Source organism: Streptomyces sp. NPDC126510, assembly GCF_040302345.1.
Classification (GTDB): Bacteria; Actinomycetota; Actinomycetes; order Streptomycetales; family Streptomycetaceae; genus Streptomyces.
Window position 1 is genome coordinate 265,316 of sequence record NZ_JBEORR010000002.1, and the last position, 20,303, is coordinate 285,618.

Below are 20,303 nucleotides of genomic sequence, written 5' to 3' on the forward strand. Positions count from 1 at the left end.
CCGGTCCAATGTGCTCCAGGCCCTAGTATCGCCCATACCTAACAGGTATACATGGCCTCTGATTCCGGGCAAGGGTGCCCAGCGCCGGTGTACAGGGAGGAACCTATGCGGTGGATCCATGCCGCGGGTAGGGGCCTCCTCGTTCTCGTCGTGGTCCTGACCGGCTACGTCGCCGCCGGAGCACAGGCGGGCGAACCCTCAGGGGGCGGCCGCGGGCCGCTCACCCTGGCCACCGCGGGGGATCTCACCGGCTATCTCGGCCCTCTGCTGGAGGGCTGGAACCGTACCCACCCCGGCGAGAAGGTGACCCTCGTCGAGCTGCCGGACTCGGCCGACGAGACCCAGGCCCAGATGATCACCGACCTGCGCGACGGTGACCGCAGCCGGTTCGACGTGCTCAACATCGACGTCAACTGGACCCCCGAGTTCGCCGCGGCGGGCTGGATCAGGCCATTGCCCCGGGACCGCTTCCCCCTGAAGACCTTCCTCCAGCCGGTCGTGGACACGGCGACCTACGACGGGCAGCTCTACGCCGTCCCGTACGTCACCAACGCCGGCCTCCTCCTCTACCGCAAGGACGTCCTCGCGAAGGAGGGCGTCCCGCCGCCACGCACCTGGGCGGAGCTGGAGCGGTACGCGAAGACCATCGCCCCGGAGTACGGCCTCGACGGCTACGCCGGTCAGTTCCTGCCCTACGAGGGCCTCACCGTGAACGCGGCCGAGGCCGTCTACTCGGCGGGGGGCTCGATCCTCGGAGACGAGGGCGAGCGGGTCACCGTCGACTCGGCGGCGGCCCGCGAGGGCATCGGGTTCCTGGCGCGCGGGGTGCGCGAGGGCTGGATCCCGAAGGAAGCGCTGACGTACAAGGAGGAGGAGTCCAAGCAGGCCTTCCAGGACGGCCGGCTGCTCTTCCTGCGGAACTGGCCGTATGCCTACGTCGGTGCCTCCTCCCCCGGTTCGAAGGTCGCCGGGAAGGTCGGTGCCGTACCCCTGCCCGGACCCGGCGGGCCGGGGACCAGCGTCCTGGGCGGCTCCAATCTCGCCGTCAGCGCGCAGGCGCGCCACCCCGACTCGGCGGCGCGCCTGATCGCGTACCTCACCAGTGAAGGCGTCCAGCGGCAGGTCCTCACGCGCGGCGCGCTGCCGCCCGTGCGCGCGGATCTCTACCGGGATCCCGCGCTCGTCCGCAGGTTCCCCTACCTGCCGACCCTGCGGACGAGCGTGCTCGCGGCCGAGCCGCGCCCCAAGAGCCCTCGTTACGGCCAGGTGAGCCTGGTGGTGCAGGCCGTCGTGCACGACGCGATGGCGGGACACCAGACGCCCGCCGCGGCGGTGCGACGGCTGGCGCGCGAGCTCGCCGTCATCTCGCGCGGCTAGCGCTTTCTGCGAACCCGCCCTACTTACTTGTTAGGTAACGCGGGCATCTCATCTCGCTGATTCTCGCCCTGGTATGCCCGTATTTGGGCACCTCGGCCATTCGATACCTGCTGCCTTTTCATTGACACCCTCTCGACACGCCTACTTAACATGCATGCATAACCGCTGCCCTCCTCAGAGACAGGTCGATGGGTTGAACAGGCACCACTGGTGGCGTGACGCAGTGATCTATCAGGTGTACGTCCGCAGCTTCCTCGACAGCACCGGCGACGGCATCGGCGACCTCGCCGGCGTCCGGGCCGGACTGCCGTACCTCAAGAAGCTCGGCGTCGACGGGATCTGGCTGAGCCCCTTCTATCCCTCGCCGCAGCACGACCACGGCTACGACGTGGCCGACTACTGCGACGTCGACCCGCTCTTCGGCGACCTCGACGAGTTCGACCGGCTGGTGGGGGCCGCGCGGCGGCTGGGCGTCAAGGTGCTGCTCGACATCGTCCCGAACCACTGCTCCAGCGAGCACCCCTGGTTCCGCGAGGCGCTCGCCGCCCCCGCCGGCAGCCCGGCCCGGGCCCGTTTCCACTTCGCCGACGGCCGCGGCCCCGACGGCGCCGAGCCGCCCAACAACTGGCACGCCATGTTCGGCGGCCCGGCCTGGAGCCGGGTGACCGAGCCGGACGGGACGCCCGGCCAGTGGTACCTGCACATGTTCACGCCCGAGCAGCCCGACTGGAACTGGCGCGACCCGCAGGTCGCCGCCGAGTTCGACCGGGTGCTGCGTTTCTGGCTCGACCGGGGTGTCGACGGCTTCCGCATCGACGTCGCCGCCGGCCTCTACAAGCACCCCGAGCTGCCCGACTCCGACGACCCGGAGGCCGACGCCCGCACCCGCGACTCGGTCAACCCGCTCGCCTGGAACCAGCCCGAGGTGCACGAGGTGTGGCGCCGCTGGCGCTCCATATGCGAGGAGTACACCGAGCGCGACGACTGCGAACGCCTCCTCGTCGGCGAGGTGTCCGTTCCCACCGCCCGCGAGCACGCCCAGTACGTCCGCTCCGACGAGCTGCATCAGGCCTTCTTCTTCGACCTGCTCAGCGCCTCATGGGACGCCGACGCCTTCCGGAAGGTCATCTCGGAGGCCATGCAGGACATCGCCGGGACCGGTTCGACCGTCACCTGGGTCCTCAACAACCACGACCAGGTCCGCACCGTCACCCGCTACGGCGAACCCGCCACCGAGGGCAGCGGCCTCGGCGCCGCCCGCGCCCGCGCCGCAGCGCTGCTCATGCTGGCCCTGCCCGGGGCCGCCTACATCTACCAGGGCGAGGAGCTCGGCCTGCCGGAGGTCGTCGACCTGCCCGACGACGTGCTCACCGACCCGATCTTCCGCCGCACCGGCAGTCGCGCCCGCATCCGTGACGGCTGCCGCGTGCCCCTGCCCTGGTCGGGCCAGGCCTCACCGTTCGGCTTCACGCCCGGTGTGGAGAGCGCCAAGCCCTGGCTGCCGCAGCCGGAGTACTTCGCCGAGTACGCCACCGACCGGGCCCTCGCCGACACCCGCTCCTTCTGGCACCTGTACCGCGACGGCCTGCAACTGCGCGCCGCCCTGCCCCAGTTGGGCGAGGGCACGCTGCGCTGGCTGGACGCCCCGCCCGGCGTCCTGGCCTTCGAACGCGGCGACCTGGTGTGCGCCGTCAACTTCGGCACCGCCCCCACCCCGGCGCCGGTCCCCGGCACCCCTCTGCTCGCCAGCGGCCCCTGCCCGTCCGGAGTGCTCTCCGGCTCGACGGCCGCCTGGTGGATCCGTTCCTGAACGCCCCACAAGAGCACGCCCCGCAAGTCAACTCCCCGAAGGGACATCAACGATGATGCGACGACGTACCACCCTGCTCACCAGCTGCACCGCCCTCGCCCTGGCGCTCGGCGCGACCGCCTGCGGCGGCGGGCCCGTCTCGGCCGGCGGCGGCGACAAGGCGCTCGGCGGCCAGTCGGTCACCGTGGCCGGCGTCTGGTCCGGCACCGAGCAGAAGAACTTCCAGAAGGTGCTCGACGCCTTCACCGAGAAGACCGGCGCCAAGACCCAGTTCGTCTCCACCGGCGACAACGTCTCCACCGTCGTCGGCAGCAAGATCGAGGGCGGCAACGCCCCCGACGTCGTGATGGTCCCGCAGGTCGGCGTGCTCAAGCAGTTCGCGCAGAAGGGCTGGCTCAAGCCGCTGTCGAAGAAGACCGAGCAGGCCGTGGACGCGGGATACGCCCCCGTGTGGAAGACGTACGGCAGCGTCGACGGCACCCTCTACGGCCTCTACTTCAAGGCCGCCCACAAGTCGACCGTCTGGTACAGCCCCGACGCCCTGGAACAGGCCGGCGTGAAGCCCCCGAAGTCCTACGACGACATGCTGAAGGCCGGGCAGACCGTGTCCGACTCCGGCCTCGCAGCGTTCTCCGTCGCCGGACAGGACGGCTGGACCCTCACCGACTGGTTCGAGAACGTCTACCTCTCCCAGGCCGGCCCCGAGAAGTACGACGCCCTCGCCGCCCACAAGCTGAAGTGGACCGACGCGTCCGTCGTCGACGCCCTCACCACGCTCGGCAAGCTCTTCAAGGACAAGCAGCTCATCGCGGGCGGCCAGAAGGGTGCCCTGAACACCGACTTCCCCGGCTCGGTGGAGAAGGTGTTCGGCCCCGAGCCCGAGGCCGGCATGGTCTACGAGGGCGACTTCGTCGCCGGTGTCGCCAAGGACCAGTTCGGCAAGAAGGTCGGCCAGGACGCGAACTTCTTCCCGTTCCCGGCCGTCGGCGGCGGCGAGGCGCCGGTCGTCAGCGGCGGTGACGCCGCCGTCGTCCTCAAGGACGGCAAGAACCAGAAGGCCGCCCAGGCCCTCCTGGAGTACCTCGCGACGCCCGAGGCTTCGGCCGTGTGGGCGGAGGCGGGCGGCTTCCTGTCCCCGAACAAGAAGGTCGACCTCGCCTCCTACGGCGACGACGTCACCCGCGCCACCGCCAAGTCCCTCGTCCAGGCCGGCGACTCGGTCCGCTTCGACATGTCCGACCAGGCCCCGGCCGCCTTCGGTGGCACCAAGGGCACCGGCGAGTGGAAGCTGCTGCAGGACTTCCTGCGCGACCCGTCCGACCCGAAGGGCACCGCGGCGAAGCTGGAGGCCGCGGCGGCCAAGGCGTACCAGGACTGATACGCCATGACAGCGACCCTCGTGAAAGAGACGAGTTCATCACCGCCCGGCCCCGTCGCCGACCGCACCCGGCGGCTGCGCCGGCGCGGGAAGGTCATCGCCCTGCTGTTCGTGCTGCCCGCGCTGCTGCTGCTCGGAGCGCTCGTCGTCTACCCCGTGCTGTTCAGCATCGGCCGCAGCTTCTTCGACGCCTCGGGGACCAGCTTCGTCGGCGGCGACAACTACGCCGAGATGTTCCGCGACCCGGCGACCCTCAAGGCCGTGCGCAACACGGCGATCTGGGTCGTCATCGCCCCGGCCCTGCTCACCGGCCTCGGACTGATCCTCGCCGTGCTGGTGGAGAAGGTCCGCTGGGCCACGGCCTTCAAACTGCTCCTCTTCATGCCGATGGCCGTCTCCTTCCTCGCCGCCGGCATCATCTTCCGGCTCGCCTACGACGAGGACCCCGACAAGGGCGTGCTCAACGCCGCGGTCGTCTCCGTCCACGACGCCTTCGCGGGGGAGTCCTTCTACCCGACGGCCCGGGCGCGCGACGCCCAGGGCCTGACGAAGGACAGGGACGGCTCGTACCGCACGAGCACGAGTGTGGCGCCCGGGGACGCGGTGGCGCTGGGCCTGGTGGGCGTACAGCCCGACGATCTGCCGGGCGGAGCCGAGCCGGCGTACGCGGCGGCGGGACGCAAGGCCGCCGCCGACGAACTGCGCGGAGTCGTCTACCTCGACTTCACGCCCGGCGGCGGAGGGGAGCAGGGCAAGGTCGACCGGCGGGAGAGCGGGCTGCCGGAGATGAAGGTCGAGGCGGTCCGCGACGGCGGGACGATCGCCACGACCACCACGGCCGCCGACGGTTCCTTCCGCTTCGAGGGCCTGGAACCGGGCTCCTACGAAGTGAAGCTGCCGTCGTCGAACTTCGCCCAGCCCTACGACGGCGTCTCCTGGCTCGGCCCGGCGCTGGTCACCCCGGCGATCATCGGCGCGTACCTGTGGATCTGGACCGGCTTCGCCATGGTGCTGATCGGGGCGGGCCTGTCGACGCTGCCGCGGGACGCCCTGGAGGCGGCGCGGATGGACGGCGCGAACGAGTGGCAGATCTTCCGGCGGATCACGGTGCCGCTGCTGGCACCGGTGTTGTCGGTCGTCTTCATCACCCTCGTCATCAACGTGATGAAGGTCTTCGACCTCGTCTACATCATCGCGCCCGGCCCCGTGCAGGAGGACGCGACCGTCCTCGCGACGCAGATGTGGCTGGTGTCGTTCGGCGGCGGCAACAATCAGGGACTCGGCAGCGCGCTGGGCGTACTGCTCCTGCTGCTGGTCGTCCCGGCCATGGTGTTCAACGTCCGCCGCTTCCGAAGGAGTCAGCGATGAACGCGGTTCGGCGCGGACTGGGCAACGGGGTCGTCCAGGCCTTCCTCGTCCTGGTCGGCCTGGTATGGATGACGCCGCTGGCCGGACTGTTCCTGTCCTCGCTGCGGTCCGCCGAGGACACGGCCAAGGGCGGCTGGTGGACGGTGTTCTCCAGCCCCGGACAGCTGTCCTTCGACAACTACTCGTCGCTGCTGGGGAACGCCGGGATCACCCAGGCGTTCTGGAACACGGTGCTGATATCGGTGCCCACGACGGTGCTGGTCGTGGTGCTCGCGGCACTCGCGGGGTACGCCTTCGCGTGGCTGGACTTCCCCGGCCGGGAGACGGTCTTCCTGGTCGTGGTCGCGCTGCTGGTGGTGCCCGTGCAGATCGGACTGCTGCCCGTCGCCAAACTCTTCGGGCAGCTGGGACTGTTCGGCACGATCCCCGGTGTCGTCCTCTTCCACGTGGCGTACGGCCTGCCGTTCGCGGTGTTCCTGCTGCGGAACTACTTCGCCGAGATGCCGAAGGAGATGCTGGAGGCGGCCCGCATGGACGGGGGCAGCGAGTGGCGCATCTTCACGCGGCTGGTTCTGCCCGTGGGGCGGCCGGCGATCGCCTCCCTGGCCATCTTCCAGTTCCTGTGGGTCTGGAACGACATGCTGGTGGCGTTGCTGTTCGCGGACAGCACGTCACAGCCGCTGACCGTGGAACTCCAGTCGCAGATACGCCAGTTCGGAAGCAACATCGATGTCCTGGCGCCGGGGGCGTTCGTGTCGCTGGTCGTCCCCGTCGTCGTGTTCTTCGCGTTCCAGAGGCACTTCGTGCAGGGCGTGATGGCCGGCTCGGTCAAGTAGCCGCTGTACCAGGGGGCTCAGCCCCCTGGACCCCCGCCTATGCCCACCCACCACCCGAAACTGCCCTTGATGGGGGCAACTCGCGAGTCCAGCCTCCTGGCTGACTGCTTCGGGTGGCGGGCGAAGGCACGGGGGTCCAGGGGGCGGAGCCCCCTGGCATGCCTAGGCCGAAGCCGGCGGGTACAAGGAACGGGGCAGTTGCGAAGCCGCCGGCCCGTCCAACAGCCACAGCGTCCTGCTCCTGCCGTACGCCCCCGCCGCCGGCGCTTGGATCTCGCCCGCGCCCGAGAGGGCGATCGCGGCCGCCTGGGCCTTGTCCTCCCCGGCCGCGAGAAGCCACACCTCACGGGCGGCGCGAATCGCCGGCAGCGTCAGCGTCACCCGGGTCGGCGGCGGCTTGGGCGCGCCGTGGACGCCCACGACCGTACGCTCCGTCTCGCGCACCGCCGGCAGCTCCGGGAACAGCGACGCCACATGCGTGTCCGGCCCGACGCCCAGCGTCAGCACGTCGAACGTGGGCACGGGGCCGTGGTTCTCCGGGCCCGACGCCGCTGCCAGCTCCTCCGCGTACGCGGCCGCCGCCGCGTCCACGTCGGTGCCGTGCGGCCCGTCCGACGCGGGCATCGCGTGCACCCGCTTCGGATCGAGCGGCACCGAGTCGAGGAGAGCCTCCCTCGCCTGGGTGACGTTGCGCTCGGGGTCGCCCTCGGGCAGGAACCGCTCGTCGCCCCACCAGAGGTCGAGCCGGCTCCAGTCGATCGCGTCCCGGGCGGGCGCCGCGGCCAGCGCGGCCAGCAGGCCGTTGCCGTTGCGGCCGCCCGTCAGGACCACGGACGCCGAACCCCGGGAGGCCTGCGCGTCCACGATCCTGGTGATCAGCCGGGCCGCCGCGGCCTGCGCCATCAGCTCCTTGTCGCGGTGCACGACCAGCTGCGGTGCCGTACTCACTTCGTCGTCGCCTTCCGTACCGGTTCCAGCGCGGGCGGTTCCTGCCTCACCGGTTCCTCCGCCGTCGCTTGTGAAGCGGGTGCTTTCGCAGCCGCTTCAACGGGAGCGGGGAGGGCGAGTCGTGCTCGCCCGTCACTTTTGGGCTCTCCGCGTTCTCCTTTGGCCACCGACTCCCCGGAGGCCCGCGGCGCCGGAGCCGACCAGGACGACTTCAGCCGGTCCACCCCGAACCGCAGGGCCGACGCGTAGGTGTCGTCCGGGTCCAGTCGCCGCAGCTCCTCCGCCATGAGCTCGGCGGTCTCCCTGCGCTTGAGCGCGACGGCCCGGTCCGGCTGGCCCTCGATGGAGAGCGTCGCCAGCGAACCGTCGGCACGGTCCAGCTTGATCGGGCCGCAGTTGGTGTCCATACGGACGGCCGTCAGACCGGGGCCGCTGGACAGCGAGCGCTTCACGGGGACGTCCAGCCGGTCCGCGAGCCACATCGCCAGCAGCTCACAGCTCGGGTTGAACTCCTCGCCCTCCACCTCGACGGCCCGCACCTCGCAGGCGACCTGGTCGAGGGCCGCCGCCAGCATGGAACGCCAGGGCGTGATGCGGGTCCAGGACAGGTCCGTGTCACCGGGGGTGTAGGCCCGGGACCGGGTCGCCAGGTCCCGTACCGGCTGCTCTGAGGCGTACGTGTCGGTCACGCGGCGCTGCGCGAGGGCACCCAGGGGGTCCTTCGCCGGGTCGAGCGGCGCGTTCACCGGCCACCACACCACCACCGGGGCGTCCGGCAGCAGCAGCGGCAGCACCACCGACTGGGCGTGCTCCGCGACCTCGCCGTACAGCCGGAGCACGACCGTCTCGCCGGTGCCCGCGTCCGCGCCGACCCGGACCTCCGCGTCCAGGCGGGACTGCGTGCGGTCGCGGGGCGAGCGGGAGACGCGCTTGATGACCACGAGCGTGCGCGAGGGATGCTCGTGCGCGGCGTCGCTCGCGGCCCTGAGCGCGTCGTAGGCGTTCTCCTCGTCCGTCACGATGACCAGCGTGAGCACCATGCCGACGGCCGGAGTGCCGATCGCCCGGCGGCCCTGCACCAGCGCCTTGTTGACCTTGCTGGCCGTAGTGTCCGTGAGGTCTGTCTTCATGGCCGGCGCCAGCTCCGTCCGTGTCGCTCGAGCATTTCGTCCGCCTCGACGGGCCCCCAGGTACCGGCCTGGTACTGGGCGGGCTTGCCGTTCTTGTCCCAGTACTCCTCGATCGGGTCGAGGATCTTCCAGGACAGCTCGACCTCCTCGGTACGCGGGAAGAGGTTCGAGTCCCCGAGCAGAACGTCCAGGATCAGACGCTCGTACGCCTCCGGGCTGGACTCCGTGAAGGACTCGCCGTAGGCGAAGTCCATCGACACGTCCCGGATCTCCATCGACGTGCCCGGCACCTTCGAGCCGAAGCGGACCGTGACGCCCTCGTCCGGCTGGACGCGGATGACGATCGCGTTGGAGCCGAGCTCCTCGGTGGCCGTGGAGTCGAAGGGGGAGTGCGGGGCCCGCTGGAAGACGACGGCGATCTCCGTCACGCGGCGGCCGAGGCGCTTGCCGGTGCGCAGGTAGAAGGGGACACCCGCCCAGCGGCGGTTGTCGATCTCCAGCTTGATCGCGGCGTACGTGTCGGTCTTCGAGGAGGCGTCGATACCGTCCTCGTCGAGATAGCCGATCACTTTCTCGCCGCCCTGCCAGCCGGCCGAGTACTGGCCGCGCACGGTGTCGCGGCCCATGTCCTTCGGCAGGCGCACGGCGCCGAGCACCTTCGTCTTCTCGGCGGCCAGCGCGTCCGCGTCGAAGGAGGCAGGCTCCTCCATGGCCGTCAGGGCCAGGAGCTGAAGCAGGTGGTTCTGGATGACGTCGCGGGCGGCGCCGATGCCGTCGTAGTAGCCGGCCCGGCCGCCGATGCCGATGTCCTCGGCCATGGTGATCTGCACGTGGTCCACGAGGGACCGGTTCCAGATCGGCTCGAACATGGTGTTGGCGAAGCGCAGCGCCAGGATGTTCTGGACGGTCTCCTTGCCCAGGTAGTGGTCGATGCGGAAGACCTGGTCCGGGGCGAAGACCTCGTGGACGACCTTGTTGAGATCCTCGGCCGACTCCAGGTTGTGGCCGAACGGCTTCTCGATGATCGCGCGCCGCCAGGAACCGCCCGTCTGGTCGGCCAGCTGGTGCTTCTTCAGCTGCTTGATGACCACCGGGAAGGCCGACGGCGGCACCGACAGGTAGAAGGCGAAGTTGCCGCCCGTGCCCTGTGCCTTGTCGAGCTCCTCGATCGTGGAGCGCAGCCGCTCGAACGCGTCGTCGTCGTCGAACGTGCCCTGCACGAAGCGCATGCCCTGGATGAGCTGCTGCCAGACCTCCTCGCGGAAGGGCGTGCGGGCGTGCTCCTTGACCGCGTCGTGCACCTCCTGCGCGAAGTCCTCGTGCGCCCACTCGCGGCGGGCGAAGCCCACCAGCGAGAAGCCCGGCGGCAGCAGACCCCGGTTGGCGAGGTCGTACACGGCGGGCATGAGCTTCTTGCGGGACAGGTCGCCCGTGACGCCGAAGATGACCAGGCCCGACGGCCCCGCGATACGCGGGAGCCGTCGGTCCGCGGGGTCACGCAGCGGGTTGCTGCTCGACACCTGTTCAGCCCTCCGAGGGGGCGAGGCGCTTGAGCTCGGCCTCGGTCGACTTCAGCAGGTCGGTCCAGGACGCCTCGAACTTCTCCACGCCCTCTTCCTCCAGCAGCCGGACCACGTCGTCGTACTTGATCCCGAGCTTCTCGACCGCGTCGAGGTCGGCGCGGGCCTGTTCGTACGTGCCGGCGACGGCGTTGCCGCGGATCTCGCCCTGCTCCTCGGTGGCGAACAGGGTCGCCTCCGGCATGGTGTTCACCGTGTTGGGCGCGACCAGCTCGTCGACGTAGAGGGTGGCCTTGTAGGCCTTGTCCTTCACACCGGTGGACGCCCACAGCGGACGCTGCTTGTTGGCGCCCGCCTTCTCCAGGGCGCTCCAGCGGTCCGAGGAGAAGACCTCCTCGTACGCCTGGTAGGCCAGCCGGGCGTTGGCGACGCCGGCCTTGCCGCGCGCGGCCTTGGCCTCGTCGGTGCCCAGCGCGTCGATCCGCTTGTCGATCTCGGTGTCCACGCGGGACACGAAGAACGACGCCACGGAGTGGATCTGCGACAGGTCCAGGCCGCGCTCCTTGGCCTTCTCCAGGCCCTCGAGGAACGCGTCCATGACCAGGCGGTAGCGCTCCAGCGAGAAGATCAGCGTGACGTTGACGCTGATGCCCAGGCCGATGGTCTCGGCGATGGCCGGGATGCCCGCCTCGGTCGCCGGGATCTTGATGAGGGTGTTGGGCCGGTCCACCAGCCAGGCGAGCTGCTTGGCCTCGGCGACCGTCGCCCGCGTGTTGTGCGCCAGGCGCGGGTCGACCTCGATCGAGACCCGGCCGTCCTGGCCACCGGTGGCGTCGAAGACCGGGCGCAGGATGTCGGCGGCGTCACGGACGTCCGCCGTCGTGATCATGCGGATGGCCTCTTCGACGGTGACCTTGCGGGCGGCGAGGTCGGTCAGCTGCGTGTCGTAGCCGTCGCCCTGCGAGATCGCCTTCTGGAAGATCGACGGGTTGGTGGTGACGCCCACGACGTGCTGCTGGTCGATCAGCTCGGCGAGGTTGCCGGACGTGATCCGCTTGCGCGACAGGTCGTCCAGCCAGATCGCCACGCCTTCCTCGGAGAGGCGCTTCAGTGCGTCTGTCATGGAAATTCCATCTCCTACGTGTCGTGTATAAGCGTCAGCGCTGAGCTGCGGCGATCGATTCCCGCGCGGCGGCGGCCACGTTCTCGGGAGTGAAGCCGAACTCGCGGAAGAGGACCTTGCCGTCGGCCGAAGCACCGAAGTGCTCCAGGGAAACGATGCGGCCGGCGTCCCCCACGTACTTGTGCCACGTGAGACCGATACCGGCCTCCACCGCGACACGGGCCCGGACGGACGGCGGCAGGACGCTGTCCCGGTACCCCTGGTCCTGCTGCTCGAACCACTCCACCGACGGCATGGACACGACGCGCGTGGGCACGCCGGCGCCCTGGAGCTGCTCGCGCGCCTCGACGGCGACGTGCACCTCCGAACCGGTGGCGATGAGGATCACCTCGGCGTCGCCGCCCTCGGCCTCGAACAGGACGTAACCGCCCTTGGCCGCGTCCTCGTTGGGCTCGTACGTCGGCACGCCCTGACGCGTCAGCGCCAGACCGTGCGGCTGCCCCTTGCCGAACTCCTTCGTCCAGCGCTTGAGGATCTCGCGCCAGGCGATGGCGGTCTCGTTGGCGTCGGCCGGGCGCACGACGTTCAGGCCCGGGATCGCGCGCAGCGAGGCGAGGTGCTCGACCGGCTGGTGGGTCGGGCCGTCCTCGCCGAGACCGATGGAGTCGTGCGTCCACACGTACGTCACCGGCAGGTGCATCAGCGCCGACAGCCGCACCGCGTTGCGCATGTAGTCGGAGAAGACCAGGAACGTGCCGCCGTAGATCCGGGTGTTGCCGTGCAGCGCGATGCCGTTCATCTCCGCGGCCATCGCGTGCTCGCGGATACCGAAGTGGATCGTGCGGCCGTACGGGTCCGCCTCCGGCAGCGGGTTGTCCGCCGGGAGGAAGGAGCTGGTCTTGTCGATCGTGGTGTTGTTGGAGCCGGCCAGGTCGGCCGAGCCGCCCCACAGCTCGGGGACGACCCCGCCGAGCGCCTGGAGGATCTTGCCGGAGGCGGCACGCGTGGCCACGCCCTTGCCGACCTCGAAGACCGGGATCTTCTCCTCCCAGCCCTTGGGCAGCTCACCCTTGGCGACGCGGTCGTACTCCGCGGCCCGCTCGGGGTTGTTGTCCCGCCACTGCTGGTACGCCTTCTCCCACACCGCACGGGCCGCCTGGCCCCGCTCCAGCGCCTTGCGGGTGTGCGAGATGACCTCGTCGGAGACCTCGAAGGACTGCTCCGGGTCGAAGCCGAGGACCCGCTTGGTCGCCGCGACCTCGTCGTCGCCCAGCGCCGAGCCGTGCGCGGCCTCGGTGTTCTGCGCGTTCGGGGCCGGCCAGGCGATGATCGAGCGCATCGCGATGAACGACGGCCGGTCCGTGACGGCCTTGGCCTTCTGGATCGCCTCGAAGATCGCGGCCGGGTCCAGGTCGCCGTTCTCCTGCGGCTCCACGCGCTGCACGTGCCAGCCGTAGGCCTCGTACCGCTTGGCGGTGTCCTCGGAGACGGCCGTCTCGGTGTCGCCCTCGATCGAGATGTGGTTGTCGTCCCACAGCAGGATCAGGTTGCCCAGCTTCTGGTGGCCCGCCAGCGAGGACGCCTCGGCGGAGATGCCCTCCTGGAGGCAGCCGTCACCGGCGATGCAGTAGATGAAGTGGTCGAACGGCGACTCGCCCTCGCGGGCCTCCGGGTCGAACAGACCGCGCTCGTAGCGGGCGGCCATCGCCATGCCCACCGCGTTGGCGACGCCCTGGCCGAGCGGGCCGGTGGTCGTCTCCACACCGGTCGTGTGCCCGTACTCGGGGTGGCCGGGGGTCTTCGAGCCCCAGGTCCGGAAGGACTTCAGATCGTCCAGCTCCAGGCCGAAGCCGGCCAGGTACAGCTGGGTGTAGAGGGTCAGGGACGAGTGGCCGGCGGACAGCACGAAGCGGTCCCGTCCGACCCAGTCGGCGTCCGCCGGGTCGTGCCGCATCACCTTCTGGAAGAGGGTGTAGGCGGCAGGCGCCAGGCTCATCGCCGTACCCGGATGGCCGTTACCGACCTTCTGTACGGCATCGGCGGCCAGGACACGCGCGGTGTCGACGGACCGCTGGTCCAACTCGGTCCACTCGAGGTCTGTGGTGGTCGGCTTGGTGCTCACCCTGGGTCAGGGCTCCTCTCCACATGTCGGATGCCGGTGTATCGGGGCGCCCACCGGCCGCAGTCGAGCCTACCCCCGTGGGACGTGCGTTTTTTCGAGTCACTCCAGAGTGCCGGGACGGATCCCGATCCGCTTCCTGACTGGGCCGTACCGCATTCGACAGGTGAATACGGAGCCGCTCATCCGGGTGCTCAATCGAGCTTCGGCGCGCCCTTCGGAAGCTGCCCGCCAACACGACCCGACCCCCGCGAATGTCCGAGTCTGGGCAACGTCTAAAGTGGCGTGGTACGCGCGAGCCTTTACCGGGACTTCACAGCGGTGAGGCTTGCTGGGATGTCTCTGTAGGGGTGTGCGTGACGGCCGTTGAATCCCGTCCAGCGGGGATGACCGGGGCGGACCAGAGCCCGGCCCACCGGCCGCTCGGGGCCCGTGTCATGGCATTCGTGGCTCTCACCAAGCCGCGGATCATCGAGCTGCTGCTGATCACGACGGTGCCGGTGATGTTCCTGGCACAGCAGGGCGTGCCCGACCTGACACTGGTGCTGCTGACGTGCCTCGGCGGCTACATGTCCGCGGGCGGCGCCAACGCCCTCAACATGTACATCGACCGCGACATCGACGCGCTCATGGACCGCACCTCGCAGCGCCCGCTGGTCACCGGCATGGTCAGCCCGCGCGAGTGCCTGGCCTTCGGCATCACCCTGGCGATCACGTCCACGCTGCTCTTCGGCCTCACGGTGAACTGGCTGAGCGCCTGGCTCGCGCTCGGCGCGCTCCTCTTCTACGTGGTCGTCTACACGATGATCCTCAAGCGCCGTACCTCGCAGAACATCGTGTGGGGCGGCATCGCCGGCTGCCTGCCGGTGCTGATCGGCTGGTCCTCGGTCACGAACTCGATGTCCTGGGCGCCGGTCATCCTCTTCATGGTCATGTTCTTCTGGACGCCGCCGCACTACTGGCCGCTGTCCATGAAGGTCAGGGAGGACTACGCGCGCGTGGGCGTGCCCATGCTGCCGGTGGTCGCCTCCAACAAGGTGGTCGCCAAGCAGATCGTGATCTACAGCTGGGTCATGGTCGGCGTCTCGCTCCTCCTCACCCCCCTCGGCTACACCGGCTGGTTCTACACCTCGGTGGCCCTGCTGGCGGGCGGTTTCTGGCTCTGGGAGGCGCACGGCCTGCAGAACCGCGCGAAGGCGGAGGTGACGGGCGCGAAGCTGAAGGAGATGCGCCTGTTCCACTGGTCGATCACCTACGTGTCGCTGCTCTTCGTGGCGGTCGCGGTCGATCCCTTCCTGCGCTGACGCCCTGACACAGGTCACAGGCCCCTGCCCTCGCCAGTCGATCTACCGGTGAGTAGCATCCTGGCCATGGCAGACACGCAGCAGGTTGACCCGAAGGCCGAGCGCAAGGCGGCCCGGCTGGCCCAGCAGATCTCCTCCTTCTCCAAGGCCCACGGCGGTGCCGAGGGCCAGGTCGCCTACCTCGGCGAGCGCGGCGCCCGCATCGTCCTGGTCGGCGAGGACGGCAACTGGGGCGACCTGGTCGCCCCCTCCTACGAGATCGCCGAGAAGGCCGTGGAGAAGTCCGGCATCACCCGCCACGAGTCCTTCGACGGCGAATTCGCCGCCAAGGTCAAGACCGGTCGCTACGAGTGGAGCCGTATGGCCGGGATCCAGGTAGGCGGCCCCAAGAACGACTGACCTCAAGGGGCGCGGGGCTGTATCGATGTGCGGCTCAGCCGCGTGGGCGCGACCAGCCATATCCGGTCCGTACCCGCCGCACGCCCCGGCCGACCACTCCGGGACCCGCGACCTCAAACCCGGTTCACCCGTTAGGACCCTTAGGAACAACAGGGTCCACACCGGGAGGCCCGGATGATCGAAACGCCGTCACTGGTGGACCAGTACTGCCACGGAGTACTCCGTACGGAGCTGGGCCTCGGCACCTTCGAGGCCCAGCTCAGCCGCACCGAGGGCCCACCCGCCCCAGGCACCACCCTCTTCGACACCCAGACCGGCTTCGCCGTGCGGCGCTGGTGCCCGCCCCTGCTCGGCCTCGAACCCCACTGCGCGCCCGCCCGCTACCTGGCACGGCGCCGCGAACTGGGCGTCCTGGAGTCCGGCCGCCGCCTCCTGCGCGGCAGCGGCATCACGACCTACCTGGTCGACACCGGCCTCCCCGGCGACCTGACGGAACCCGGCGAGCTGGCCAGCGCGGGAGCCGCCCGGGCCCGCGAGATCGTGCGTCTGGAACTCCTCGCCGAGCAGGTCGCCGACACCTCCGGAACCGTCGAGTCCTTCCTCGCCAATCTCGCCGAGTCGGTGCACGCGGCCGCCGCGACCGCCGTCGCCTTCACCTCGGTCGCCGGCGTACGGCACGGCCTCGCGCTCGCGCCGGAGCCGCCCGGGCCGGGGGAGGTGCGGGGCGCGGCCGGCCGCTGGCTCGCCGGGCGCGGCGTCGGCGGGGAGCTGAGCGACCCGGTCCTGCTACGGCATCTGCTGTGGAGCGCGGTCGCCTCGGGGCTGCCGCTCCAGCTTCACGCGGGGCTGGGCGCACCGGGGCTGCGGACCGACCGGACGGACCCGGTGCTGCTGACGGACTTCGTACGGGCCACCGCCGGCCTCGGCACGGACCTGGTCCTGCTGCACGGCTACCCGTACCACCGGCAGGCCGCCCATCTCGCCGGTGTCTTCCCGCACGTCCACGTCGACTGCGGCGCCGCCCTGGTCCGCACGGGCGCCCGGGCCGCGACCGTCCTCGCGGAGATCCTCGAACTGGCGCCCTTCGGAAAAATCCTCTTCTCCACCGGCGCGCAGGGGCTGCCCGAACTGCACGTGGTGGGCGCCCGCCTGTTCCGCGAGGCCCTCGGGCGGGTGCTCGGCACCTGGGTCGCCGAGGGCGCCTGGTCACCGGCCGACGCCCAGCGGGTCGCGGGCATGCTGGCGTCGGGGAACGCGCGCCGGGTGTACGGGCTGGACTAGGCCTTGGTGAGGGTGGCCTCGGCGGTGGGGCCGGGCAGGTCCACGGCGGCCTCGGGCCGCTCGCGCAGCGACAGCACCACCCGCAGCACCCAGATCCACATCGCGGCCGAGCCCAGCATGTGCATGCCGACCAGGACCTCGGGCAGGTCCGTGAAGTACTGGACGTAGCCGATGACGCCCTGCGCGAGCAGGATCAGGAACAGCTCGCGGGTGCGGTCCAGCGGGTTCTTCGGCGCGTCGACCGCCTTGAGGACGAACCACAGGGCGAACGTCAGCGTCACCACGATCCACGCCAGCACGGCGTGCAGCTTGCTCACGGTCTCCCAGTCGACGGGCATCCGCTCGACCTCGCTGGAGTCGCCCGCGTGCGGGCCCGCGCCGGTGACGACCGTCCCGACCAGGATGAGCAGGACGGCCGCCGCGACCAGGAACCACACCAACTGCTGCACGGCCTTGCCGACCAGCGGGCGCGGCGCCGCGTCACCCTCACGGGTGCGCTGCCACATCACCGTGGCCACCGCGATCAGTGCCGATGTCGCCACGAAGTGGGCCGCGACCGTGTACGGGTTGAGACCGACCAGCACCACGATGCCACCGAGGATCGCGTTGCTCATCACGATCCAGAACTGCGCCCAGCCCAGCCGCACCAGGCCCCGCCGGTACGGCTTCTGCGAGCGCGCGGCGATGATCGCCCAGCCGACGGCCGCGCACAGCACGTACGTCAGCATGCGGTTGCCGAACTCGATGGCACCGTGGAAGCCCATCGCGCTGGTGGCGGTGAGCGAGTCGTCGGTGCACTTGGGCCAGGTCGGGCAGCCCAGGCCCGAGCCGGTCAGCCGGACGGCGCCGCCGGTGACGACGATGATCACCGACATCAGCAGTGCGGAGAGAGCCGCGCGCCGGACCGTCCGGGGTTCCGGGGTCCAGCGCTCGGCGATGAAGGCGAGCGGGTTGCGCAGGGCGGCCTGGGCGTCGGCGCGGGTCACGTGTGGCACGCGAACCATCGTAGGCCGCCGCTTGTGCATGCGTTCACGAGGGTCCGTCACAGGGCACCTCCCTACTCCCAGCGGAAGAACTTCCCGGCCGCTGCCAGGCCCACGACCGCCCACACGGCCAGGATCCCGAGGTCGCCCCAGGGCATCCCGGCGCCGTGCTGGAGCACGTCCCGCAGCCCGTCGGACAGTGCCGCGATGGGCAGCAGACCGAGGACGTCCTGCGCGCCGGAGGGGAACTTGTCGAGCGGCACGACGACTCCGCCGCCGACGAGCAGCAGCAGGAACACCAGGTTGGCCGCGGCCAGCGTCGCCTCGGCCTTCAGCGTCCCGGCCATCAGCAGTCCCAGGCCCGAGAAGGCCGCCGTGCCGAGGACCAGCAGCAGCAGGACGGCGACCGGATTGCCCTGCGGCGACCAGCCGAGGGCGAAGGCGATCACCGTCAGCAGGATCACCTGGAGCACCTCGGTGACCAGGACGGACAGCGTCTTCGCCGCCATCAGGCCCCAGCGGGGCAGGGGCGAGGAGGCGAGCCGCTTCAGCACGCCGTAGCGGCGCTCGAAGCCGGTGGCGATGGCCTGGCCCGTGAACGCGGTCGACATCACCGCGAGCGCGAGGATGCCGGGCGCGAGGAAGTCGACCGCCTCGCCGGCGCCGGTGTCGACGATGTCCACGGTGCTGAAGAGCACCAGGAGCAGCGTCGGGATGACGACGGTCAGCAGCAGCTGCTCACCGTTGCGCAGCAGCATCTTCGTTTCGAGGGCGGCCTGGGCCGCGATCATGCGGGGGAGGGGCGCCGCGCCGGGCTTCGGCGTGTACGTCCCCGTGCCGGTGGCGGTCACGAGCGCAGCTCCTTGCCGGTGAGCTCCAAGAAGACGTCCTCCAGGGTGTGCCGCTCGACGGAGATCTTCTCCGGCATCACGCCGTGCTGGGCGCACCAGGAGGTGACCGTCGCGAGCAGCTGGGGGTCGATCTTGCCGACGACCCGGTAGGAGCCCGGTGTCAGCTCGGCGGCCGAGCAGTCGGCGGGCAGGGCCTTCAGCAGCGAGCCGACGTCGAGGCCGGGCCGGCCCGTGAAGCGGAGCGTGTTCTCGGCGCCGCCCCGGCACAGCTCCTCGGGGGAGCCCTGGGCGATGACCCGGCCGGCGTCGATGATCGCCACGTCGTCCGCGAGCTGCTCGGCCTCGTCCATGTAGTGGGTGGTGAGGATCACCGACACGCCGTCCGCGCGCAGGTCCCGCACGAGGTCCCAGGTGGCGCGGCGGGCCTGCGGGTCGAGTCCGGCGGTCGGCTCGTCGAGGAAGACCAGTTCCGGTCGCCCGACCACGGCCATGGCCAGCGCGAGCCGCTGCTGCTGTCCGCCGGACAGCCGGCGGTACGTCGTACGGCCGCAGGAGCCGAGGCCAAGACGCTCGATCAGCGCGTCCACGTCCAGGGGGTGCGCGTGCAGCCTGGCGACGTGGCGGAGCATCTCGTCGGCCCGGGAGCCCGAGTAGACGCCGCCGGACTGGAGCATCACGCCGATGCGGGGCCGCAGGTCCCCGGACTGTCTCACCGGGTCGAGGCCCAGGACGCGCACCGTGCCGGAATCCGGCTTCCGGTACCCCTCGCAGGTCTCGACCGTGGTCGTCTTGCCCGCCCCGTTGGGACCGAGCACGGCGGTCACGCCCGTCCGGGCCACCAGGTCGAGCCCGTCCACCGCGGTCTTCGTGCCGTACCGCTTCACCAGGGCCTGGACCTGGATCACGGGCTCACTTCGCATGGGTCCAAAGTCTAGGGAGGCGGACCGGAGCTCAGACCGGCGGGTGGAGGAATTCCTCATCACGGGGCCGGTGGACCGCCAGCCACTGCTCGGCGTAGGCCACCGCGTCCGCCACCGGGAACAGCCGCGCCTCGGCCGCGCCGACCTTTCCGCGCACCACGGGACGGTCCCGTTCGAAGTCGTAGCCCAGCTCGTCGAAACGGTCCGAGCTGATCGACACCTCGGTGACGGTCTCCCAGCCCTCCGGCCCCGGCCGGCCCACGGCGACACGCGGGGACGGTATCCGGTACTCGGCGAGGTGGAAGCTCGTGCAGGAGGCGTAGCCGGCGCCGAGCAGCAGCACCCGGGCGCCCATCGCCTCCAGCTTCGCCAGCGGGCTGCGCTCACCGAGCCGGCAGTCGGGAGCGTGCCCGTCGAGCACCTCCGCCGCGCGGGGGCCGAGCGCCGCGAACGAGGTCTGCGGATGCGCGCTGCGCCGCGCGCCGGGCCAGGTGCGCACGGTCTCCGGGACGACGCCGACCCCGCGGCTGGGTGTGATCCGCGGATCGTAGGCGGGCATGGTGGCGCGAATGGCCGCCCACCATTCCGGGGGTACGGGCGGGTTGCTCCACAGGGCCGGGTCGGACAGGTCGCCGGTCTGGGTGGGGACCACGAGCGTGCCCTGCGGGCCGAGCGCGTCGAGCAGTCCTTCCACCACCGCGACGGCGCCGCCGTTGACCCAGCCGAGGGCCCGGAGCGAGGAGTGCGCGAGGAGGGTCTCGCCGGGCCGCACGCCGAGTTCGCCGAGCTGGGTCCGAAGCGTCTCGCGGGTGACAAGAGGGCCGGTCGGAGGGGGTGTGGGCATGGTTGTGGAGTGTCCCCGATACGGCTGCCGCATGCCACCGGTTTGATCGATCAGAGATCGTTTCCGCAGGTCGGATTAGGTTTACCTAAGTGACGCAGGGCACCGTCGGGTG

General features: G+C 70.6%; 17 protein-coding genes. 8 read left to right on the plus strand and 9 right to left on the minus strand.

All coding sequences use genetic code 11. The annotated features are described in order from the left end of the window. The first annotated feature begins 105 nt into the window (after positions 1–105). The 5 genes from ABTX60_RS03130 (at position 106) to ABTX60_RS03150 (ending at position 6,769) form a co-directional block, all read left to right on the plus strand. The gene (locus ABTX60_RS03130) at positions 106–1,377 is read left to right on the plus strand and encodes an ABC transporter substrate-binding protein (protein WP_352095345.1); all 1,272 of its coding nucleotides are present in this window, start codon (positions 106–108) and stop codon (positions 1,375–1,377) included. 154 nt (positions 1,378–1,531) lie between these two features. Continuing rightward, on the plus strand, positions 1,532–3,187 hold the full coding sequence (locus ABTX60_RS03135) for a glycoside hydrolase family 13 protein (protein ID WP_352095346.1): 1,656 nt from the start codon (positions 1,532–1,534) through the stop codon (positions 3,185–3,187). A gap of 52 nt (positions 3,188–3,239) precedes the next feature. After that, positions 3,240–4,565 carry an ABC transporter substrate-binding protein gene (locus ABTX60_RS03140; RefSeq protein ID WP_352095347.1) on the plus strand — a complete coding sequence of 442 codons (1,326 nt, stop codon included), beginning with the start codon at positions 3,240–3,242 and terminating at the stop codon, positions 4,563–4,565. Between the two features lie 6 nt (positions 4,566–4,571). After that, positions 4,572–5,933 (plus strand): carbohydrate ABC transporter permease, encoded by a 1,362-nt coding sequence (locus tag ABTX60_RS03145; protein ID WP_352095348.1) that lies wholly within the window; start codon positions 4,572–4,574, stop codon positions 5,931–5,933. Further along, entirely contained in the window at positions 5,930–6,769 is an 840-nt protein-coding gene (locus ABTX60_RS03150) for a carbohydrate ABC transporter permease (protein WP_352095349.1), read from the plus strand. The genes ABTX60_RS03145 and ABTX60_RS03150 overlap by 4 nt, the downstream gene beginning before the upstream one ends. A 162-nt stretch (positions 6,770–6,931) precedes the next feature. Here the strand turns inward: ABTX60_RS03150 and pgl are convergent, their stop codons facing one another. The 5 genes from pgl to tkt are packed head-to-tail and all read right to left on the minus strand — an operon-like array spanning position 6,932 to position 13,612. After that, positions 6,932–7,717, minus strand: coding sequence for a 6-phosphogluconolactonase (gene pgl, locus ABTX60_RS03155; RefSeq protein WP_352095350.1), 786 nt, complete (start codon positions 7,715–7,717; stop codon positions 6,932–6,934). Next, the gene (gene opcA / locus ABTX60_RS03160) at positions 7,714–8,847 is read right to left on the minus strand and encodes a glucose-6-phosphate dehydrogenase assembly protein OpcA (protein WP_352095351.1); all 1,134 of its coding nucleotides are present in this window, start codon (positions 8,845–8,847) and stop codon (positions 7,714–7,716) included. The genes pgl and opcA overlap by 4 nt, the downstream gene beginning before the upstream one ends. Beyond that, entirely contained in the window at positions 8,844–10,367 is a 1,524-nt protein-coding gene (zwf, locus tag ABTX60_RS03165) for a glucose-6-phosphate dehydrogenase (RefSeq protein ID WP_352095352.1), read from the minus strand. The genes opcA and zwf overlap by 4 nt, the downstream gene beginning before the upstream one ends. Positions 10,368–10,371: 4 nt before the next feature. After that, positions 10,372–11,490 (minus strand): transaldolase, encoded by a 1,119-nt coding sequence (tal, locus tag ABTX60_RS03170; RefSeq protein ID WP_352095353.1) that lies wholly within the window; start codon positions 11,488–11,490, stop codon positions 10,372–10,374. Positions 11,491–11,524: 34 nt separating this feature from the next. Next, the gene (gene tkt, locus ABTX60_RS03175; RefSeq protein WP_352095354.1) at positions 11,525–13,612 is read right to left on the minus strand and encodes a transketolase; all 2,088 of its coding nucleotides are present in this window, start codon (positions 13,610–13,612) and stop codon (positions 11,525–11,527) included. Positions 13,613–13,995: 383 nt separating this feature from the next. Here tkt and ABTX60_RS03180 point away from each other — a divergent pair, with 383 nt between their 5' ends. From ABTX60_RS03180 to ABTX60_RS03190, 3 genes are all read left to right on the plus strand, one after another. Next, the gene (locus ABTX60_RS03180; protein ID WP_352095488.1) at positions 13,996–14,913 is read left to right on the plus strand and encodes a heme o synthase; all 918 of its coding nucleotides are present in this window, start codon (positions 13,996–13,998) and stop codon (positions 14,911–14,913) included. A gap of 66 nt (positions 14,914–14,979) precedes the next feature. After that, entirely contained in the window at positions 14,980–15,312 is a 333-nt protein-coding gene (locus ABTX60_RS03185; RefSeq protein WP_352095355.1) for a hypothetical protein, read from the plus strand. 174 nt (positions 15,313–15,486) lie between these two features. Continuing rightward, positions 15,487–16,593, plus strand: a complete 1,107-nt coding sequence (locus ABTX60_RS03190; RefSeq protein WP_352095356.1) for an amidohydrolase family protein — start codon at positions 15,487–15,489, stop codon at positions 16,591–16,593. Here ABTX60_RS03190 and ABTX60_RS03195 read toward each other — a convergent pair. The 4 genes from ABTX60_RS03195 to ABTX60_RS03210 are packed head-to-tail and all read right to left on the minus strand — an operon-like array spanning position 16,590 to position 20,191. Beyond that, the gene (locus tag ABTX60_RS03195; protein ID WP_352095357.1) at positions 16,590–17,597 is read right to left on the minus strand and encodes a COX15/CtaA family protein; all 1,008 of its coding nucleotides are present in this window, start codon (positions 17,595–17,597) and stop codon (positions 16,590–16,592) included. The two genes, ABTX60_RS03190 and ABTX60_RS03195, sit on opposite strands and share 4 nt — an antisense overlap. Before the next feature lie 53 nt (positions 17,598–17,650). Beyond that, positions 17,651–18,367, minus strand: coding sequence for an ABC transporter permease (locus ABTX60_RS03200; RefSeq protein ID WP_352095489.1), 717 nt, complete (start codon positions 18,365–18,367; stop codon positions 17,651–17,653). Between the two features lie 56 nt (positions 18,368–18,423). Continuing rightward, the gene (locus tag ABTX60_RS03205; protein WP_352095358.1) at positions 18,424–19,347 is read right to left on the minus strand and encodes an ABC transporter ATP-binding protein; all 924 of its coding nucleotides are present in this window, start codon (positions 19,345–19,347) and stop codon (positions 18,424–18,426) included. A 31-nt stretch (positions 19,348–19,378) separates the two neighbouring features. After that, positions 19,379–20,191, minus strand: coding sequence for an AAC(3) family N-acetyltransferase (locus tag ABTX60_RS03210; RefSeq protein ID WP_352095359.1), 813 nt, complete (start codon positions 20,189–20,191; stop codon positions 19,379–19,381). Positions 20,192–20,303 lie beyond the last annotated feature (112 nt).